The organism is Paenibacillus terrigena DSM 21567 (assembly GCF_000374845.1).
GTDB classification, from domain to species: Bacteria; Bacillota; Bacilli; order Paenibacillales; family Paenibacillaceae; genus Paenibacillus_K; species Paenibacillus_K terrigena.
On sequence record NZ_KB895434.1, the window covers coordinates 1 to 20042 of the forward strand.

Consider the following 20042-nt stretch of genomic DNA (forward strand, 5'->3'; position numbering starts at 1 on the left):
AGCTCCGAGCCTATTACGATAAAAAACGTGCCGAGGGCAAGCCGTTTAAAGTAGCCGTAATTGCCTGCGTAAACAAGCTGATCCACTGGATTTACGCGATCCTTACTAAAAAAGAAGCATTTCAATTGAGTTAGAAAGAAATTCTCACCTTCTCAGGAAATCCTTCCCACAACTGCAGGAAGGGTTATTTGCTATACTCATTTTTCAGTATACCACCGGCGATTGAATCCATTAAGTTTTAAATATTGACAAACTATTAGCTAGAATAGCGCAACGACGGCAGCCGATCGTTTTGGCCGGCTGCCGTCGTGTCATCATTGAGCTATAGTGTCCCGTTAGTTTAATCCATGGTCCTCATCTATGATCCATGAGAACTCTTTTGAAATGGCAGTAGCAACGTTAGATATGGGGTGTTCTAAAATATTACTAATGCAGCTAGGTAAATCTATTTCAATTAAGTTTACTTCTTCAATACCTTCTAGTGTATCATACGCGTAGTTACCATCTAGTCCAGCTGGAATGCCTCTTAGCCTGATCCTCTCTCCATGGAGTTCTGTGCAATATATTAGGTGACTGACTTTTTCAAAACCCAAATTACTAATCAAGTATTGTTCCAAAATCTTCGACTTTACTTTTTTTGTGTAATCATCAGAATGGATGCTTATATAGTCATACATTAATTTCACCTCACTCATGTATTCCATATTCGTAATGAAACGAGGAAAACCCTTCTAAATGCAGAAAATTGAACTAACGTGTCCCGTTAGCGTAGTCTCTAAAAAGCAAATTCCTTCTCGTTATTTTCCGTATCAAGATATCTAATTCTGGAGGAATCTTTCCAGTTATCCCAATTTGTGATGCTGTCAACTTCCACGAGGAATAATTCTTTATATGGAACATTCATCGGATTAGAAAAATCATAAAAAACAAGTTCATAAGGACATGCCCAATAGCAACCATCAACCACTATTAGTTTTTTTTGTTGGAAATACATTATTTCCGCCCAACAGAATCCACGCCCATCATAAGCCTCTTCGGGAACATAATTTTTGGTCTCATTATTTGATAAATTAACAATTGAATACCCCTGATAATCGAGTCCGCACAACAGATATTCTATGCCATTTACCTCCACCCAACTGAAAAGGAACGGGTCGAGGTTTCTATATATTATGTCGATGGTATTATTGTCACTATCCGTAACAATCCCTTTGGTATAATTGTATCTCCTAATATTATCTTCTTCATGATTATAGTGATGGATTTCAAGTTTGAACTTCCCCGACGGTGAATGAATTATTTCACTTTCATCGGAGTTGTAAAACTTATCTTGAAAATAATACATCATCTCAGTTCTTTCACTTAGAAACTGATCATCTTCAACAATATTTCTCAAATGCATTTACCTCCCATTAGTATTACAAATTGTACCATATTTTCGAGCTTGTTATTGCGTTAATCTGCCCGTTAGCGCAACGCGACTGCCGATCCATGCCGGCAGCCGCGTTTTAATTAAGCTATCGTGTCCCGTTAGCGCAATTCAGGGAAGGTATTATTACTTTTCCTCGTTCCCCTGCCCGTGCGAACCGAGTGAACGATCAGCGCACACACCGCAGCGATCAAGGTTGCAACCGCCATCGTCGCCATCGCGTAAGCGTCTCCTCCCTCTTCCTTGAACCATAGCAGCATCGCTAGGTTAATCAGCGCGTGGAACGTCGTGGCCGTCGGCAACTTAAGTCTTTTGCCGCGCAGCAGCTCTCCGAGGATGACCGAGAGACAGACGGCAAACAAGATGAACGAACTTGCGTACAGCCAGCCCTCGGCGAACACCCCCACATGCCACACGCCCCACAGCAGTCCGACGACGACAGAGGATAGTAGGACGCCCATGCGGGTCTGTAGGGCGGGCTGTAGAAAACAGCGCCAACCGATCTCTTCTCCAGCCGCTCCGATGAACTGCGCAATGACGATGAGCCATATCGGGTGCGCCAGATCGAACGGATTCGTAAAGTCGATCATATGGCCGGACAATCCGTACCAGGCCAGCGCGACCACGAAAATCGCCACCACGATCAGCACTGCTTCCCCCAATTGAGCAATGCCCGCCTTCGATGATTGGAGTCCCGCCTGGCGAACAAGCCCTTGAGAGCCAGGGAGTAACCACAGAACGACAAGTACCGCCAGCATCGGCCCGAACTGCGTCAGCTGGATGATCACCACAGGGATGCCGGTAGCCGGCTGCACGATTCCAAGCAGTAGCGCGAAGACGGAAGCTAGAACATAATAAGCGAGCACGATCCCGCTCAGTCGATTGAATCTCGGACTATCGATTAACGTCATATCAAGCCACCTCGATCAGATGATTTTTCCATACCATCATCTTAAGCGAAGGATCATCTCGCTAAAACAGGCTAAAGTCTCGTTATCGCCTGGACTGGAGACGGATGACGTAACCACGACTTCAACTAATCTGCCCGTTAGCGTAACACGGCTGCCGATCTATGTCGGCAGCCGTGTCTTAGTTATGTTATTAAACTATAGTGTCCCGTTAGCGTAACGAATCATTTTAGAAGGCAAGGGCGAATGCTATAGTGTCCCGTTAGTGCAAAGGTCTATCAGAGGTTTTTGTCACACTCTGGTCGTTTACGATTCAGTTAATATTTATATACATTAAATCGGTTGCCGTCTGGGTCATAAAAGTGAAAAAACGTAAAAAAACCACCAGTAATGTAGTCAGAAGTACGGATACCGTTATCTCGTAGATATTGAAAATATTGAGAAAAAGCCTCTCCATCATGAGTGACACAATATGGGCGGCAAGGTCCATCTACTGGTCCATTATCCGGTGCGTCTTCTGAAAGTTGGTCAAGCCACCAAACGGAATGTGCATCGGGATGATGTTCCAAAGATAACCCCATTTTTAGGGACCCTTTTGTAGAGTAATCCTCCAATAATACCATCCCTAAATATTTTTCATACCACGTCCTAGCCTCTTGAAGATTTCTTACTCCAATACGAACCCAACTTCCGCCAAAGCGTGAACCGTCTTGAATATCTTGGCTTTCTGCTGCGGTTAAGCGGGTACCTTCGAATCCCCAAAAATCAAAGTGACCCTTACCATCGGCTGTGTAATAAATGTCAGAAGTACGTATGCCTTCTTTTTGGAAATAAGCATGCTCGGCTTCTAAGTCACGCGTAGCATGACACCAACGAACGTTTGGGTCAACCGTGCCACGTTCGGCGAAAAAATGATTAACTCTTCTGTCCGTCAGTACAGATTTGAGCCATAAACCAGCTCGCAACTCGGTCATAATTTCCGCTGTAGATAATTTTTCATTTTTCCCATTCATTACTTGCTTGCGGGTAAATCCCATATGTTTTTCATACCATTGGACAGCCATTTCATGATTGTCCCAAATTACATCGATTTGTCCGCCGTCATATGCCAATTTAGGGACAGATGTAACCGTAGCTGGCTGCTGCGTAACCTCCATCGGGCAAACCTTCTTTCCTCTTTTTTTAGTACAAGTAAGAATTCAATTCTCACCAATATTTTCCTGCAATAATGAAAAATATATTGATAAACTATCCTGCCCGTTACTTCAACAAGCTAAAAGGAGCTGCCTTCAAGCAAGCTCCTCAACTCTCGTTCTCCGTCAGTTAAGTGACGTTCATTCATAGCTCTTTCACAAAGCGATAACCAGTTATCTTGTACCCTAAATCCAGATAAAATTGATGGGCTTCTGCTTTTCGCCCAAAACCACTGATGAGGTATGTGCCCTTGCATCCTAATTCTTTCGCAAGGTGCTCTGCAAAATCCATAAGTTGTCTTCCTATTCCACGCCGCTTTGCTGATGATCTAACTATAATTATACAAATTTCCCCATAACGACTTACCTCACGAATATTTTCCCTTATTCTAAATACAAGAGTTGCTTGAATCTCCGAATCTTTTTCATAAACAAAAATTGTATCTGTGCTGCTTTCTTCTACCACTTTTAGTCGATTATTCATATCTTCATGAGAGATAGGTTTACCACTCAATTCTTCCATCAGGTGTGAAAGAACAGTAATATCACTTTTTTTTGCTTTCCGAATGACATGGATCATATGCATACACCTCTTTTGTTTCATTTAATGAAACCGTATATCATAAGATGGAACAACTTAACTTTAACACATATTGCTAAAATATTCCATATATCCTTTCGAAAAACTGCCCTATAGAGAAACGCGGATGCCAATCGAGCTGGCAGCCGCGTCTTAGTTATTTATTAAGCTATCGTGTCCCGTTAGCGTAATGAGTTGTGATTATATAAGTGCTTTTTGATATCTGATTTGACTTAGTTCTATATCTCTAATGATTTCAAAATCGAGCACGCGTGACATCGAGGTCCATCCGTGGTGCCGTCCCACCCTGTGTGTTGGCGACGCCGCTGGCGACGAAGCCAACGGACTCGTAAAACCCTATCGCGTGCGGGTTGGCGGTCACCTCTACTCGTACACCGCGACGCACAATGTCTTCGATTAGTGCACTCGCGACGCCTTGGCGCATCCAATCTGGATCAGTGAACAGATCCTCGAGTTCGAGGAAATCGTCGACTGGACGTGCCGACGCAAAGCCTACGACCCGCCCGTCAACAACAGCGACACGTGCGAACGGCAACATCGCGTCGTCCCACACAAGCCATTCAGGGTGAGTAGCGATGAGATCACGGTCGCCCTCGATTGTCAGCGACGCACGGCGAAAGACGTCGCGCAGCATATCGACATCATCGTCGACTGCGCTTCTAATGACGAGGTTAGACGAATATATAGGTTTTTTTTCATTCACGGTTGAGACTCCTTTTTATGGAAAATACATGATTGATGCTGTTTCACCTTATCACTGTTCAACTAACAATGCATCCATCAAGAATCCGGATGTCTTCAAGTGTTTTTATTGAGCTATCGTTATTCGTTAGCGCAACACCCTATGAAGAATAAGAACTTTGTAAGTATTTTAAGGTAAGGAGGGTTCCGATGAGCTGCGTACTTTGTTTTCTTTAATTACGGGCTTCTCTAGTTTGCTAAGCCTCTTTGATTGATTTTATAAAAAACCTCTTTCCCATTAAGCAAGGATTTACTTAGTTCAATCAGACTTGGTATATTTTCACGTATCCATATATGCATTCCTTCATTACTTACTCGAAATGCGTAGAGTACGCATATTTCCAAAAACATGAAATCTTCTAATTGTGCAATGTCTATCTTCCTTGAAATTATATTTGTGTAGCTGGAAAGCAGATCATCCCGTAAATCACTTTTAGTAAATAGGGCAGCAGAAGCCACATCCATTGCGTAATATCCAAATCCCGATAATCCAAAGTCAATGAATGAGATTCCCGATGATGTGCTAATTAGGTTGCTATGGTGAATGTCGGCATGGATGAATCCCCATGTTTCAGAACTTTTGCTCAACCCTTTCATACGATCGGTTACCAGCGAAAATGTATTTTCAAGAATTTTAAATTCCTCGGTGGTGATAATACCAATATTTTCGCCTGATCGAAATTTGGTCAATATGTTATTAAGCCACTCTATCTCATAATGGGGTCTTATAAAACTTATACCATGTTCGAAACTCCTCGAAAACTGATGTAAATGTGCAATACGCTTCCCCAAGGTACTAACCATTTCCTCATTAGTGAAATCTATCTTAGACATGGTTTCCCCTGCAATCCATTTCAAGACGGAACAATATACTTCTTCGCTCTCCATGACAACGTTTGTTACTAGTTCACCGTTTATATTCGGAACAGGGATTTGAACAGGTAATTCGGAATGAGATGACCAAGCTAACAAATATTCTAGCTCCGATTGAATCGCCTCACGCGTGTTTTGTACACCCTGCATGTTTTTTGTAATTGGTTTATGCATTCGTAACAAGTAAGTGTCTTCAGATCCCTTTTCTGTTACCTTGTAAGTAATGTTTTCATTATGTCGAATAAATTCCACAATAGGGTCGATAAAAGAATAGTTCAGTATAACTTCCTTAAAACACTTCGTATAATCCATAGAATGCCACTCCTTAGCATAGTAGATTATCCTCACATTTTTAGCTTAAACCACCTAAAACTGAAAGAAGATGACCATATCCCCCTCTACTCTCACGTTCCTCGTTTTAGGAGATTCTTATATTACCACATATTGGATGTTACATTCACTTGCTTCTAAACTAAACTGCCCGTTAGCACAACGCGGCTGCCGATCATGCCGGCAGCCGCGTTTTAGTTTTTTATTAAGCTATAGTGTCCCATTAGCTTAATGGTCGAGCGCCGGACATCTACACGACGGGATTAATAAGGACTCCTGTTGTATGAAAATAGAACAAAAAATTTAGGTTTTTGAACTCCCATTTCAGTTTTTCATGCCAAACAACGCCTTATACCTGTTATGACTCCCGCATGTAATGCTTCATGGCTTAGTTGAAATAGCATTATCTCTCCAATAGTGTTCATATGGAGAAACGGTTCAACTAATCTTCTGTCTAGTTTTCCTCGTGTTGCATTTACAATGTCATCTTGTTGTTTAGATAAATTATTTCGAAGTTCAATTAGCGAGGGAGGAGTTTCAACCCAAAGTGATGGCATACTGCCTCTAGGAAACATGGTGTGATATTGGAGAGATAATTGCCTATCCTTCTGGAGATTGGTAAAAACAGCATGATCCCACCCAACCAATATGTGTCCGATATTCCACCTTATATTATTCGAGAAACCAGTAGGAATATCGTCAAGCAGGGCCTCGTCCAGTGACTCCACCAAATCAATCGTCCATCTTCTCCACATTTTGAATTGTTCAAAAACTTGTTCTTCGTTCATTAATTCAGCCGCCTTATTCGATATGATTTGAACTCATGCATTTCCAATTTTATCTAATTATTCGAGAGTCTTTTGATAATATCCTGCCCGTTAGTTGAGAAAAGGCAGCAGCCGATCTCAAGAAGTCAGCTACCTTCAAATGTCATTTATTGAGCTATCGTGTCCCGTTAGCGTAAAAGGCAGCCAGCCTCAGCTGACTACCTTCTCCTGCTGTTAGGGAATGCTTCCGAACAAATAACGACAGCTATCGCTCGAAAATCCTGCAATTCATCAAGTTTGTTCCTTCCTCGGGTCACGATTAGTATTCATCGTGCAGCCGCCACCACGTATAAGGTGGTGTTTGCGGCCAACCCTCAGGTGAATCCTCCCAGTCTTCCTGGCGCCCGTAGGGTGTCAGGTCAAGGAGATTGAAGTCAGCTCTGAGCCTATCAACACCACGAGCCATAGTGTAATAGGTACGATAAACTTGTTCGTCATCACGGAGAAAGACACTCAGGCCGAATCCACTACCTGCACCACAGTCCAGGTTAAAGTTATCGCCATTCGAAGAGAACCAGGGTACAGTCCAACTCATGCGCCTCTTGTAGGGCTCGATCTGTGATAATGGTGCAGGGGAGACTAGAACAAAGGTCGTATCACGAGCATGCAGATGAGCAAGATGGCCAATATTGTCTACGAATGACGAGCAGCCTCGGCAACGGTGGTTCGATCCCGGAGCCATCATGAAGTGGTAGACGATGAGCTGCCGTCGTCCGTCGAAAAGATCAATAAGATTCGCTGTACCGTTCGGGCCCTCGAATGCATAATCTTTAACGATCCTTACCATCGGCAACCTGCGACGTTCTGCGGCCAGTGCATCCAACGCACGAGTGAGTTCCTTCTCTTTGACGAGCAGTTTTTCTCGAGCAGTCAGCCACTCTTGTTCTGAAACGATTTGTGGAAGTGCTGTTTGGTTCATTGTCATTTGGCTCCTCCCTGAAATTATTCTGAGTATCTCTTTAAATTATAACAATTTGAATAATTGTAATTTCTTATGAATTGCGCATTTAATATTAAGCAAATCTGCTCGTTAGCGTAATAATACAAATACAGAGTTGAAATATTACTCGGTTATTTGTCTTATTATTTTTGCTGGATTACCCGCGACTATTGTATTTGCAGGCACGTCCTTCGTGACAACTGAACCTGCAGCTACAATGGAATTATCACCAATATTTACACCAGGTAAGATTACACAGCTCCCGCCAATCCATACATTGTTTCCTATAGTTATCGGTATTCCATAACCACTTTTATTTCTACCCTTTGGTTCTACAGAATGACCAGCGGTATAGATCCCAACATTAGGAGCTATCATGCAATCATCACCAATTCTTACCTCTGCCATGTCTAAAATCGTACAGTTATAACCTGCATAAAAGTTATTACCTACGTGTATGTTGTAACCTAAATCGCAATGAAAGTTGTGCTCGATGCTAAGCCCTTCTCCTACACTTCCAAACAATTCCCGAATAATATTTTCTTTCTTTTCAAATTCTTCAACGTCACTCCTGTTAAATTCTTGAACCAGTCTCTGAGCTCTAATGCTCTTCAACTTTAATTCTTCAGTACTTCTTTGATAATAAATTTTTTCTTTTTTGCTATCGCCCATATGTATACTCCTTTTAATTTCAATTTGTGTAGTTCGGTTAAATCAAACTTATAGTTTTGGCGAATCAAAGTAAAGGCATTCCACTGCTGTCCGTTAACTCATATTGTCAGATGACAAGTATTTGTACCGATAAATGACAAGAATTTATTCCGATTCCGATTTCATTTTTTATAACATGGATGGTCTGCTGTTTCTAAATTAAAAACGACAGCTGGTACGCTGCCGTAATGGAGGTTACATGTATTGGGGAGAAATCTCCGATACACGCGATAAGGTGAATATCAGACAGCGTCAAAAAGAACATAGAAGTTCTATTTGCGCCAAAAAGCACTCCCAAGAAGGAAATAACTACTATTCCAACACCTTTACCTCAACAAGTCAAAAAGGAGCCGCTTCAAGCAAGCTCCTTATCTTGTGTTCCGTTAGCTCAATAATCATCTCTGCTATGATATCGACATTTTTTCTTGAATCGCTTTTCTGGCTTCTTCTCGATCGTCAAAATGTATCGTTCGATCCTTTAAAATTTGGTAGGTTTCATGACCCTTCCCTGCGATAAGTACAATATCCCCAGACTCAGCAATTTGAATGGCTCTTGTTATTGCTTCTCTCCGATCTTCAATGAGTTCATATGTGGCATTTGTTACTCCACATTCTTTTAATCCAACTTCAATATCCTGTAGGATTTGTATTGGATCTTCCGACCGTGGATTATCCGAAGTAACGATTACAATATCACTGTACTTTGCTGAGAGATTGCCCATAACCGGACGTTTTGTACGGTCCCTGTCACCACCACAACCAAAAACTACTATAACTCTTCTCTTCGCAAACTCACGAACTGTCGAGAGCGCATTATCTAATCCGTCAGGGGTATGAGCGTAATCAGCAAGCACAAGGAAGTCCTGACCTTCATCGATGACTTCCATTCTGCCAGGTACAGTATAAAGGCTAGCCAACCCTTCTTGGATTGCATATAAAGGGATCTGTTCGGCTAATGAAGCTGTTATGGCAGCGAGCGCGTTGTACACATTAAAAGTTCCTACCATTCTTAATTTAACCGATATCGTTCCTGCGAAGGAAACTAAATTAAATACAGTTCCTTGAGCATTCAACTGTATGTCCTTTGCTATAACATCTGCTTCATTAACAATTCCGTAGGTTAAGACTTGTGCAGCAGTTAATTTACGAAATATTGTAGATGCAGTATCATCTGCATTTAAAACGGCAAATTTGCGTTGAGATAGGTCAGGAGAAAAAGAATTTCCTATTCTTGAAAATAATAATCCTTTAGCGGCTAAATAATTTTCCATTGTTCCATGATAGTCCAAATGATCTTGCGTTAAGTTCGTAAAAATTCCAGTTCGAAATTCACAACCTAGCACACGTCCTACATTTAACCCTTGAGAAGTGACTTCCATAACACAATAATCGATGGAAGCATCTTTCATTTTCTTTAAATTTGACTGTAGAACAGGAGGCTCTTGGGTATTGATATCGGTTTCCATCGTCATTGAACCAATTTTTGTTCCAAGGTTCCCCATCAACCCCGTATGAAATCCTGCATGCGCCAATATCGATTCAAGCATATGACATGTAGTGGTCTTTCCATTTGTTCCAGTAACGCCTATCAATTTTAAGTCACTACTCGGATAACCATAAAAGTGAGAAGCTATCACTGCCATAGCATATCGAGAATCAGGCACTTTGACGGTTGGTACAGATACGTTAATATCACGCTCTACTATAAGGGCGACCGCCCCAGCTTTGACTGCATCTTCAGCATAAGAGTGACGATCTTCTTGGAAGCCAGGTATACCAGGAACACAAATAAACAGATCTCCAGGGGTTACATGTTGTGAATTCATTTTGATACCAGTTATATTAACATTCACATTACCACGTACTTCAGCGATGGTTAGAAGATCAATCAATTCTTTTAATTCCACTTGAAAGTGCCCCTTTTCGGTAAATTACTTTATATATCATATTCGCCCATCGATAAATTTTTCCTCTAACATTTTCCAGTTCGTCATACATTCAGCGTAAGCGCCGTACCACAGATGATGAGAATGCGACGAGGAAGAATCATGGAATTAGGTGCCGAAAGCTATGATTGAGAACATCCCTCGGATGCATTGAGTCATCCACATCCAACTAAAAAAAAGGCCCGGTCGGGCAGCAAGCCTTCTATTACCAAGCCTGCCGCCTTTCCGCGCCTCTTTTTTATGTTAATTCAACTTCAAGAAACCAATGATAGCGGCCTCCCGCTTCGATGGTTGCTACCATCCCTTGCTTCATCGCATAAGACAAGTCATCCAAAAATCCTGTTGCTGGCTCTAGCGCAACATTATACCCGCCTTGATATCCTCCGTAATTCGCCCACACCGCGAAATAAGGCACTTGTTCCACCGGAAAATACATCATCAGTGACTCGCCTGTGCTCGGATCGTGAAGTCCTGCCCGTCCTTCCGGCAGCTCGCCTCGGAAATAATACTTCTCCGCCGTCCCTGCCGTCATCGCTTCAACTTGATGCAGACGAATCTCTGGATGATCCTCGAACGGAATCGGCCAGCTTCGCACGTCTCCCATCCGTCCAAGCCTCTCATGCTGTGAGTATGAAACGACGATCTCATTCAGCTCGGATGGGACGATGATCTCCATCCCTTCATGGACGGCGAATAACGGGTGCGCCGCCCACAAGAACGAGAGGGGGAACGGGCTGGGATTGTACACCGTGTAATCGATCCGCAAGCGTTGTTCTTCGGTGAACGAATACGTTTTGCTCAGCCGGTACGGCAGCCGCACGCCATGCACATGACAGCTGAGTCGCTCATCCGCGATCTCGACCTGCCATGGTATGGACCACACCTCGCCGTGGTCAGCCATTTCCGTCCCCTGCCAAGGATGATCCGGATAGGCGCATGCGTTGATCGTCGGAAACATCTCATCCCAGCCGCTGCCGTCGCTGTCTGCGAATGAAGTCGCATACCCCTTATTCCCAAGGGGACCAGCGGCTTCCGACAACCACTCTCTACCTGTCCGAAGATGCTTCAGCGATATCATTTTGCTGCCGAGTGCGGGCACGACCTTGATCTCCATCCATGCATTACGACCAATCCATATGTCATGACCCGACTGCTTCTCACATCGTTCCCATCGTGTCATACAAGCAGCTCCTCTCTACACCAGCGCCAGATGAATCATCGCGCCCTGATGGATCGGATCGAGCGACAGCGCTTGCTGGAAGCTCTTCTTCGCTTCCTCTTGGTTGCCGAGCCCCAGATGACCAAGCCCCATCATATAATGGCAATGGATGCGGTTCTTCTTGTTCAAATCTTCTTCGAACACGAGGAAATCCGGCAACGAGACGGCAAAATAATCAATTTTCTGCTCGATGAATAGATGCTGCTCGCCGAAGTCGATCAACTTATTGAACCGGCTATGTGCCGCTTTCTCATTGCCTAATTGACGCCATGCAACCCCTTGGTAGAAGATCATATGCGGCGGTTGGTCGTTATAATATATCGCGCTCGTCGGCTCATCCAACCCTCTCGAAGCGAGCTCCAAATAATGCTGCGCGATATCTTGTTCTCCCAGCTGTTGATGCGCGAAGCCCAGATAATAATGGATGTTGTTCTCCTGCGCGCCTTCCAGCTTCCCTTCATTGATGTTCAGCGGATATTGCTTCGCCAGCAGCAATTGATCAATAGCTTCTTGAACCCGGCCTTCCTGCAGCAGCTTCTTCGCCCATTCCACGCGAGCGATGACATATTGGGCTGGCACTTTCCCTTCGCCACCTTCCCAAGGATGGAAATGCCGGTTCAGAATCAGACCGATCGCTTCCTCATGACGGCCCTGCAAATTGTAGAGTGTAATATATTCCAGATAGAGATCATCGCGCGCTTCGACGAGTGCCATATGCTTCTCCATCATGCTTAGTCGTTGTTCTGGCGTGTACGCAAGCTTCTTATAGAGCTGATCCAGCTCATAATAGACACGCGCATCTGCAGTATTCAGGGAGAATGCTTGCTCGAGCGATGCCAACGCGGCCTCAGGATTCCCTTGTTTGTTGAAATAAGCTAACGCAAGATTGCGATGCGCCGTAGCGAACGTATCATTCAACTGTACGGACTGCTCCCAATAAGCGACGGCTTCCCCGTGACGCTTCTTGTCATAGAGCAAATTACCGAGATAATACGGTGCCTTCGAATCGTTCTCGCGTGCATCCGTCGCATGCTTCAGCACAATGAAATCCTGCACGGTGTTCGGGAAGCAATACGTTGGATCTGCCGCCTCAGCCTGATGATAGAAAGCGTCGCATACATCGGCACGGCCAAGCTTCATGCTGTAGAACCCTTGGTAGTAGCGAATCATCGGGTACACGTGACCCGCTGAACATGAAGCGATACGCTCGAGCACAATAAGCGCCTCCGTATATTGCCCGGCATCGGCATAATCTTGTGCCAGCGCAATATAGCTATGGGCATTGCCTCGCATCAACCCTTCCAACTCTTCGAAGCATTTCACTGCATTGACGGTATCCCCGACTTGCTCATACATGTAAATGCGTTCATTGCGAGAACCGAATTCAATCGGATCCAGCGCGATGGTCTCCTCCGTATACCGCGCCGCTTCTTCGAGACGGTTCAGTTTGCGTAACACCAAGCTCTTCAGATTGCGGGCTTTATAGTTCCGCATTTGCATGCAGAGCGAGCGGTCCAGGAGTTCTAACGCTTCCTCATACGCCTCTTTCTCGCAGGCGATTTGCGCGAGCGCAAAGTATCCTGCCGCCTGCCACGCTGCCGACCACACCGATTTGTAGAATGCGGCAAAGGCTTCGTCGAGCCGACCTTGCAGCTTGAGCGTTTTTCCGAGGTTATAGTAGGGCTCGCTGTCATAAGGTCTAGCATTATGCCGAGTCAGCGTCTCGATCGCTTTCCTGAAATAAGCTTCACTCTGTTCTAACAGCCCCCGACGTAACAACAGCTGGCCATATGCGTTGTTGAGTCGAATATCTCCCGGGTCACGGCGAAGCCCTTCCAGATAGTAGGCATCCGGTTCATACGTCGCATGACGATACTGCTCCAGATGCAGCCCTGCGAGATAAAGTGCTTCCGTATTTTTTAACGCTTCCGGCTCGCCGATGGCCTTGGCAGGATCCGGCGTCTGCTCGACTTTCTTCGGTTTTGGCTGATATGAGATAAGCTCCCTTCCGCCTGCGGAGAATACCGCGATCACGAGATCTTCCTCCCGATCTTCCGGATCCAGATCCACCGTGATGGAGAAGGTTGCCGTCGGCGACAGCGTCATCGTCTTATCGACATAAGTTACCCGAGGACTTCTAAGCAGCACGTGCACATCCTCGAAGACGGATGTCGCATACGCATAAGCTGTGATCGACTGGCCTGTCACTTCCAAATTCACGGCCGCATCGATGGACGCATTCTTCACCATGCCAAGGTGTTTGTAAGGCATGAAATATTGCTTGAAGCTCTTCTCTTCATACGGCTGAAGCCATGTAAAATCCGGCTGATTATCGGTATACACACCGGTCATGAGTTCAATGTACGGGCCGTCCTCATCCGTCAAGTTACGATCCCATGCCTGTCCGAACTCGCCATGGCCCCAAGTCCATTGCTTTTTACCCGGCGAGACATGCTTATTCGCGATGTGCAGAATGCCGGCTTCCAGCTGATGGTCATAACCGCCGACGAAATTGTAATCAGAATGGTACGCCATATACGATGTCGGTACGGGAATATTGGAATATTTCGAAATGTCGACCCCTTCGGAATAGTCCATCTTATAATACGTTCCGGTCGCGATCGGAAATTTCGATACGTCGCGTTTGCCATGATCGAATACAGCATGCACATCCGGCGGAAATACGGATTGCGTATGATCATTGACGGCTACCGCAGGATTCGCCCACCAGAGGAAGGTCTGCGGCTCGGATGTACGGTTATACATTTGGGCATGTATCTCAAGATACGCTTTGCCCGGGTGCAGCGTAAATCCGGTCGTCACCTTCGTTCCGTACATGCGGTCGATCTCGCCGACCCATACCGTCTTGCTGCCGTCTGGGTTTTCTTCGATGCGGTATTCCACCGGACCGAACGTATTCGGGCGATGATGCTGTGGCCAGTTGAACTCGATGCCGCCCGAGATCCACGGACCGGTAAGGCCGACCAACGCGGGCTTAATCACTTGGTTGTGATAGACGAAATCATATTGATTTGTCTTGTCGATCGCACGATAGACACGACCACCAATTTGCGGCATGATCTGGATCTGAACATATTCATTCTCGAGGAACACCACTTGATACGGCTTCATCACTTTATCATCGTAAATTTTATCAATGACCGGATTCGGATAGACGCGGCCCGAGCTGCCTTGATAGACCCGCTTCTCTAGGAACATGGGATTCTTGTCCGGCTCCCCTACTTCATATGTTGGGATGTTAATCGTCTCTTCCCATACTTTCACGCTCTCTACTAACGTTGTCATGGTCTGTACCCTCCTAATGCAATAGATTCATTGTGATACCCCCATCTTACGAGCTTCCGGCCATGAACACCATTGACTATCGCATGATTGTGATGGACTATTTTATGATTATAACCCAACACTCTTCATTGACATTTCAGGGAGGAAGAAGCATAGTTGAAGCATGGATACGATCAAAAAACAAGACGGCTTCATGTCGCAAAAATTAATCGTGCTGCCGGAACATATTTTGGCAGAATATGCTTCCCATCCGCTGATCCGGTCACTGTATATCACCGACATCGGCTACTTCCCGCAGGCGATGCATCACTATCGCGAGCGTCCCGAGGGCAGCCCGTCCTACATCATCATGTATTGCATTGCTGGTGAAGGATGGGTTCGGTTAAATCAGAACAAACTGCATCAGATGCACAAAGGATCGATCATCGTCATCCCAGCGAACACGCCCCATGCCTACGGGTCAACCGAATCCCACCCATGGACTATTTATTGGTTTCATATGCGGGGCGAGAATGCACCTGCTTTCTTCGAGGGCATTGATTCGTTCACGGCATCATCGCAAGTCTCGGTGGAGAAATCGACGCAAATCATTGAGCTGTTCCATGAATCCTATGAACTTCTAGAGAAAGGATACTCGTTAAATCATATTATTTATGTCTCGCAATTGGCCTGCCATCTCGCCGCGCTCATACGATTCTCGCAGCAGCAGCCGAAGGTGCCGAAGTCACGGCAGAACAAACACGATATTGAGGAATCCTTGCAATATATGAGCGCGCACATAGAACAGCAGGTGACGCTGCAAGAGCTGGCGGAGCAAGCGAAACTATCCGTCCCTCATTATTCGATGCTGTTCAAGGATGCGACGGGATACTCGCCCATCGATTACTTTCTACGGCTCAAAATCCAGCGGGCGTGCCAGTATCTAGACTTAACGAATCAGAGCATCAAGGAAATCAGCCTTCAGCTCAGCTTCCAGGACCCCTACTACTTCTCCCGCATCTTCAAAAAAATAATAGGGAAGTCCCCTTCCGCGTACCGAGATACGCGGAAGGGATGACTTCCCTAACGAAGCAAGAAGAAACGAGACTTCGTCGTCCTTTATCGGACGATAAGCGTATCTTCGAGAAATATAAGAGCAGTTTATTTCGTAATACTAATAAATTCTTATATTTTAAAATCAATGATTATTCCGGCTTAGACACACTGTATGCGGTACATCAGACTATCGAAATCGCCTCGCAGCGGCAGCTCGATGCCAATGTTCATCAGCGCCCGACCCGTCCATGTGCCTTCGAGCTGATCGATCCGGTAGGATTGATCGGCTTGCAGCCCTTGCAGACGAAGGCGCGGCAGCGGTTCACCGAGACGCTGGGAATGCAGGAACCCGAATAGGACGCTCTCCGAGCCGTCTAGGCTCACATATTGTACGGCTGTAACGCCTTTATGCTTCAAGGCTGGCAGCCGGTATTGCTGTCCGTATTGAATCACCGGGCGAATGTCTTTGTACTGCTGTACGAAGGCAGCCGATTGCTCGATCAGCTCATCGCTCCATTCGTTCAGATTCGACCCGATCCCGAGCGTCCCCATCATGGCGCTGTGGAAGCGGTACGCCAGTGACGTCACTCGCTTATTCATGCCGCTAGGCGATTCCGTCACCCAACAGGTCATGAGTTTCGGCGGATACGCATACGAGAATCCTTCCTGAATGCTCAGGCGATCGAAGGCATCCGTGTTATCGCTCGGCCACGATTGATCCGCATAGCGAAGGATACCAAGATCAATCCGTGAGCCCCCGCCAGCACACGTCTCGAAGGCGACATGCGGGAAGCGCTCGCGCAGCTCGGCCCAAATCTCATACAGTGTCTGCACGTGGCGAATCCATACTTCCTTCTGACGATGGATCGGATGATCCTTCATGCCCGGCTCTGTGATCGTACGGTTCATATCCCATTTAATGAACGTAATGTCATGCTTCGATAGCAGATCGATCATGAACGTTAAAATATACTGCTTCACTTCCGGCTTCGAAATGTTGAGCAGCAGCTGATTGCGCAGCTCCGTCCGTCCTCGCGTCGGAAAGTGATAGACCCAGTCCGGATGCTGGCGATACAATTCACTGTCCGGATTGACGGATTCCGGCTCAACCCAGATCCCGAATTCCATGCCGAGCGCATGCACCTTCTCGATCAGTTCATTCAATCCGTTCGGGAACTTCTCCTGGTTCACGAACCAATCCCCAAGCCCCGCTCGATCATGGTTACGTGCGCCGAACCAGCCGTCATCGACGACGAACAGCTCTACCCCTAGCTTCGCCGCACGTTCCGCCAGCGCCATCTGGTCCTTCGCATTAACATCGAAATAAGTCGCTTCCCAAGAGTTATACAATACCTTCCTCGGCTCTTGGCTCGGAATAATATACTGGTATTGATAATGATGGAGATGCCGGCTCATCTCGCCGAATCCGCCTTCCGTATACCCGCCGACGAACATTGGCGTATTGAAGCTCTCCCCCGGACCAAGGATCCATTCACTATCGAAATCATTGATCCCGCCGCTTACCCGGACTTGGTTGAATGACGATTTCTCCGCTGTGATCTTCCAGTTGCCGCTCCATGCAAGAGCACCGAACCAGACTTGTCCACGTTCTTCCGTTGCATGCCCGTTATCCACGGCGAACCATGGATTCGCATGGCCGTCCGTGAAGCCTCGGCGGGATTCGAGCACTTTTTTCCCTTCCGATAGCACGGTATTGCGTAGTTGGAATTCTCCGGACCATTTGCCCGTGACATGAGTTAACCGATAATCTGGCAAGGTCGGAAGGCTCCACGCCGCAGATTGCATGCTCTCCAAGACGATCTCGTACTCGCCCGTATTAACGATGCGCACGGAACGCTCGACAAGATCAAATTCCGGGATGACTGCATAAGTTAAATGCACCTCAATCGGATAGACTCGGTCATTCATCGTAATCACCAAGGTTTCTTTGCCATCCTGCTTCGTGATCTGATGCCCTGCATAATCCATACAGAGATCGCGTACGCCATCCTGCCAGATGACCTTCAAGGAAGGCTCGCTGTAGATGAGCCCTCCCCAAAAGCTGTATTCTTCGATCTCCCTTTCCAGTTCCATATCAAAGGAGCTATGACCCTTGTTCGTAAGCAGCGGAATGCAATCTTCCACATCCACGGGTTCGCCCCAATACAGATGCTGCAGGATCCCTTTCGCGTTAATACCGAATACATAAGAGGAGCCTTTCGTCTGAATTGCGAAAATGCGATGCTGTTCTTGATACTGAATCACTAGCTATCCACCTGCTCTCAACGATTTCGTGATGTTTTATTGCCCCGTTACTTCCACAATTCCAATCGTGCCTGATAGTTCTCGTTATAGACCTTCTCAAGCTTTGCAAGTCCTGCGGCTTCTACTTCCTTCATCATCTGGTTGTACATATCCGTGACTTGTTGTTCTGTCGGTGCGAGCGCCATTTTGAGATAATACTTATTGATTGTCTCGCCAACCTTCTGCTCCATGATCGCTTCCGGTGTACCGCCAGCAGGGCCCAGATTGTCGTAAGGTGCCGTATCGTAAGCCGTATCCGCCAAGTTCTTGATCGCGAGATCCGTCGTTGGATCCGATTTGTAGCGTCCGATCAGATCGTAAGGCGTACCGTCCGAACCCGGACCGTTCTTGATCATCCATGTCCATTTGCGAATGCCCGTCGTCTTGGAAGCTTCATTCCAATCCTTCGTAAATGCATCCAGCACTTCTTGGCGCGGAACGTGCTTCCCGTCCTTCATGTCCCAATCCTTGCCTTCTAATCCCCACATTAGCAAATACTGGCCTTCTTCGCTAGCTAAAAAATCCAACATTTTGATCGTACGCACCGGATCTTTATTCGTCTTCGAGATCGTTACGCCGTCCCAGCCCAAGGAGCTCTTCGGTCCGTATGTTGTCAGGTCAGCCGCAATGTTCGGCCCTAGCACTTTATATTGATAGAGCTGACGCTCTTCCTTGTTCGTACCTTCCGGCGCATCCGCCTTGAGCAGCGTATTCGGGGCCCCTACGTTCCACGAAGCATTTGCTGTGGCGAACACGTTGCCGGCGGCGATCTTCTGTTCATACTGCTTGGTCTTCATCGTCGCCCACTCTTTATCGATCAACCCTTTGTTGTACAAGGAATTAATGAATTTCATCATGTCCAGGTAACGCGGATCGCGGATATCTTTCTTCAGCTCCCCATTCGTTTCGTAATAGGTCTTCATGCCGAACATCCCCTTGAATGTCCACTGCACGCTGCCCATATCTTCCCCATTGAGCGTCATCGGAATGGAAGGCTTGCCGTCGATCGTCGGATATTTCTCTTTGAATTTCACGAGCAACTCTTCGAATTCTTGCGCCGTGAACGGTTCACCGTTATTCACCTTATCGCCGACGCCAAGCTCCTTCAGCATATCCATCCGCATCAAGAAGCCGAATACCGGGTATTTCTCGAGACCGTACCAGTTCGCCAAATAGTAGTTCTTCCCGTCAGCGCTTCTTGTCTTCTTGAGCGTATCGCCGTACATCTTCTTAATGTTCGGGCCGTATTGGTCGATCAGGTCATTCAGCGGAATGATCGCCCCCGAAGCAATGTACTTGTTCATGATATCGCTTCCACGATCCAGCATGAGAACATCCGGCAAATCGTTGCTCGCGAGCATCAAGTTCAGCTTCTCGAGCGGGTTCCCTGTCGGCTGCTGGATCTCCACCGTTACTCCTGTCTTCTCTGTAATCGCCTTCGCTACCGGGTTCGTGAACGCATCGCCCGTATTCTTATCGAACCATGTCAGCTTGATCGGAGCTGTATCGTTCGCTGCCGAATTCGATCCTGCTCCTGAACCTGTCTCATTGGAAGCCGAATTCGAACCGCAGCCAGCCAGCAAAGATAGAACCAATACCGCCGATACAACTAAGTTTACCTTCTTCATACATTAACCCCTCTCTGAAGTTCGTATTGATGGTTGCCTACTGAATCTAAG

Annotated in this window: 17 protein-coding genes and 1 pseudogene; 3 read left to right on the forward strand and 15 right to left on the reverse strand. The window is 46.3% G+C overall.

The window, feature by feature from the left end:
• Positions 1-134: pseudogene (locus C558_RS34100) on the forward strand (IS110 family transposase); the annotation flags it as partial.
• Between the two features lie 201 nt (positions 135-335).
• Here C558_RS34100 and C558_RS0128735 read toward each other — a convergent pair.
• The 3 genes from C558_RS0128735 to C558_RS32130 all read right to left on the reverse strand — a co-directional run bounded on the left by C558_RS0128735 (position 336) and on the right by C558_RS32130 (position 2340).
• Positions 336-695, reverse strand: coding sequence for a hypothetical protein (locus tag C558_RS0128735; protein ID WP_245583897.1), 360 nt, complete (start codon positions 693-695; stop codon positions 336-338).
• 80 nt (positions 696-775) lie between these two features.
• On the reverse strand, positions 776-1396 hold the full coding sequence (locus tag C558_RS32930; protein ID WP_018759747.1) for a hypothetical protein: 621 nt from the start codon (positions 1394-1396) through the stop codon (positions 776-778).
• Between the two features lie 134 nt (positions 1397-1530).
• Positions 1531-2340 (reverse strand): CPBP family intramembrane glutamic endopeptidase, encoded by an 810-nt coding sequence (locus tag C558_RS32130; protein ID WP_018759748.1) that lies wholly within the window; start codon positions 2338-2340, stop codon positions 1531-1533.
• A 19-nt stretch (positions 2341-2359) separates the two neighbouring features.
• On the opposite strand from C558_RS32130, the gene C558_RS34105 reads away from it, so the two are divergent.
• Positions 2360-2557 (forward strand): hypothetical protein, encoded by a 198-nt coding sequence (locus C558_RS34105; protein WP_156826302.1) that lies wholly within the window; start codon positions 2360-2362, stop codon positions 2555-2557.
• 97 nt (positions 2558-2654) lie between these two features.
• Here the strand turns inward: C558_RS34105 and C558_RS0128750 are convergent, their stop codons facing one another.
• The 10 genes from C558_RS0128750 to C558_RS0128795 form a co-directional block, all read right to left on the reverse strand.
• Positions 2655-3494 carry a VOC family protein gene (locus C558_RS0128750; protein WP_018759749.1) on the reverse strand — a complete coding sequence of 280 codons (840 nt, stop codon included), beginning with the start codon at positions 3492-3494 and terminating at the stop codon, positions 2655-2657.
• Positions 3495-3675: 181 nt separating this feature from the next.
• Complete coding sequence (locus tag C558_RS0128755; RefSeq protein WP_018759750.1) at positions 3676-4110, reverse strand: GNAT family N-acetyltransferase; 435 nt, start codon at positions 4108-4110, stop codon at positions 3676-3678.
• A 256-nt stretch (positions 4111-4366) separates the two neighbouring features.
• Positions 4367-4834, reverse strand: coding sequence for a GNAT family N-acetyltransferase (locus C558_RS0128760; protein ID WP_018759751.1), 468 nt, complete (start codon positions 4832-4834; stop codon positions 4367-4369).
• A gap of 227 nt (positions 4835-5061) precedes the next feature.
• Positions 5062-6057 (reverse strand): phosphotransferase enzyme family protein, encoded by a 996-nt coding sequence (locus C558_RS0128765; RefSeq protein ID WP_018759752.1) that lies wholly within the window; start codon positions 6055-6057, stop codon positions 5062-5064.
• A gap of 350 nt (positions 6058-6407) precedes the next feature.
• Positions 6408-6863 carry a DinB family protein gene (locus C558_RS0128770; protein WP_018759753.1) on the reverse strand — a complete coding sequence of 152 codons (456 nt, stop codon included), beginning with the start codon at positions 6861-6863 and terminating at the stop codon, positions 6408-6410.
• A gap of 298 nt (positions 6864-7161) precedes the next feature.
• Positions 7162-7827, reverse strand: coding sequence for a DUF899 domain-containing protein (locus C558_RS0128775; protein ID WP_018759754.1), 666 nt, complete (start codon positions 7825-7827; stop codon positions 7162-7164).
• Between the two features lie 138 nt (positions 7828-7965).
• Positions 7966-8514: a sugar O-acetyltransferase gene (locus tag C558_RS0128780; protein WP_018759755.1), complete on the reverse strand. Its 549-nt coding sequence runs from the start codon at positions 8512-8514 to the stop codon at positions 7966-7968.
• Between the two features lie 443 nt (positions 8515-8957).
• A complete protein-coding gene (locus C558_RS0128785) occupies positions 8958-10460 on the reverse strand; it encodes a UDP-N-acetylmuramoyl-L-alanyl-D-glutamate--2,6-diaminopimelate ligase (protein ID WP_018759756.1) in 1503 nt (500 codons plus the stop codon).
• A gap of 277 nt (positions 10461-10737) precedes the next feature.
• On the reverse strand, positions 10738-11679 hold the full coding sequence (locus C558_RS0128790) for an aldose epimerase family protein (protein WP_018759757.1): 942 nt from the start codon (positions 11677-11679) through the stop codon (positions 10738-10740).
• A gap of 15 nt (positions 11680-11694) precedes the next feature.
• Entirely contained in the window at positions 11695-15024 is a 3330-nt protein-coding gene (locus C558_RS0128795) for a DUF5107 domain-containing protein (protein WP_018759758.1), read from the reverse strand.
• 163 nt (positions 15025-15187) lie between these two features.
• Here C558_RS0128795 and C558_RS0128800 point away from each other — a divergent pair, with 163 nt between their 5' ends.
• Complete coding sequence (locus tag C558_RS0128800) at positions 15188-16081, forward strand: AraC family transcriptional regulator (protein ID WP_018759759.1); 894 nt, start codon at positions 15188-15190, stop codon at positions 16079-16081.
• Positions 16082-16218: 137 nt separating this feature from the next.
• On the opposite strand, the gene C558_RS0128805 is transcribed toward C558_RS0128800, so the two are convergent.
• Both C558_RS0128805 and C558_RS0128810 read right to left on the reverse strand, forming a co-directional pair.
• Positions 16219-18324 carry an alpha-galactosidase gene (locus C558_RS0128805; protein WP_018759760.1) on the reverse strand — a complete coding sequence of 702 codons (2106 nt, stop codon included), beginning with the start codon at positions 18322-18324 and terminating at the stop codon, positions 16219-16221.
• A 47-nt stretch (positions 18325-18371) separates the two neighbouring features.
• Complete coding sequence (locus tag C558_RS0128810) at positions 18372-19991, reverse strand: ABC transporter substrate-binding protein (protein ID WP_018759761.1); 1620 nt, start codon at positions 19989-19991, stop codon at positions 18372-18374.
• Positions 19992-20042 lie beyond the last annotated feature (51 nt).

What these genes read in the sequence shown, in the direction of transcription:
- C558_RS0128735 (WP_245583897.1), bottom strand. Translation starts at nt 695, where the DNA reads ATGAGTGAGGTGAAATTAATGTATGACTATATAAGCATCCATTCTGAT.
- C558_RS32130 (WP_018759748.1), bottom strand. Translation starts at nt 2,340, where the DNA reads ATGACGTTAATCGATAGTCCGAGATTCAATCGACTGAGCGGGATCGTG.
- C558_RS34105 (WP_156826302.1), top strand. Translation starts at nt 2,360, where the DNA reads ATGATTTTTCCATACCATCATCTTAAGCGAAGGATCATCTCGCTAAAA.
- C558_RS0128750 (WP_018759749.1), bottom strand. Translation starts at nt 3,494, where the DNA reads ATGGAGGTTACGCAGCAGCCAGCTACGGTTACATCTGTCCCTAAATTG.
- C558_RS0128755 (WP_018759750.1), bottom strand. Translation starts at nt 4,110, where the DNA reads ATGATCCATGTCATTCGGAAAGCAAAAAAAAGTGATATTACTGTTCTT.
- C558_RS0128765 (WP_018759752.1), bottom strand. Translation starts at nt 6,057, where the DNA reads ATGGATTATACGAAGTGTTTTAAGGAAGTTATACTGAACTATTCTTTT.
- C558_RS0128770 (WP_018759753.1), bottom strand. Translation starts at nt 6,863, where the DNA reads ATGAACGAAGAACAAGTTTTTGAACAATTCAAAATGTGGAGAAGATGG.
- C558_RS0128775 (WP_018759754.1), bottom strand. Translation starts at nt 7,827, where the DNA reads ATGACAATGAACCAAACAGCACTTCCACAAATCGTTTCAGAACAAGAG.
- C558_RS0128780 (WP_018759755.1), bottom strand. Translation starts at nt 8,514, where the DNA reads ATGGGCGATAGCAAAAAAGAAAAAATTTATTATCAAAGAAGTACTGAA.
- C558_RS0128790 (WP_018759757.1), bottom strand. Translation starts at nt 11,679, where the DNA reads ATGACACGATGGGAACGATGTGAGAAGCAGTCGGGTCATGACATATGG.
- C558_RS0128795 (WP_018759758.1), bottom strand. Translation starts at nt 15,024, where the DNA reads ATGACAACGTTAGTAGAGAGCGTGAAAGTATGGGAAGAGACGATTAAC.
- C558_RS0128800 (WP_018759759.1), top strand. Translation starts at nt 15,188, where the DNA reads ATGGATACGATCAAAAAACAAGACGGCTTCATGTCGCAAAAATTAATC.
- C558_RS0128810 (WP_018759761.1), bottom strand. Translation starts at nt 19,991, where the DNA reads ATGAAGAAGGTAAACTTAGTTGTATCGGCGGTATTGGTTCTATCTTTG.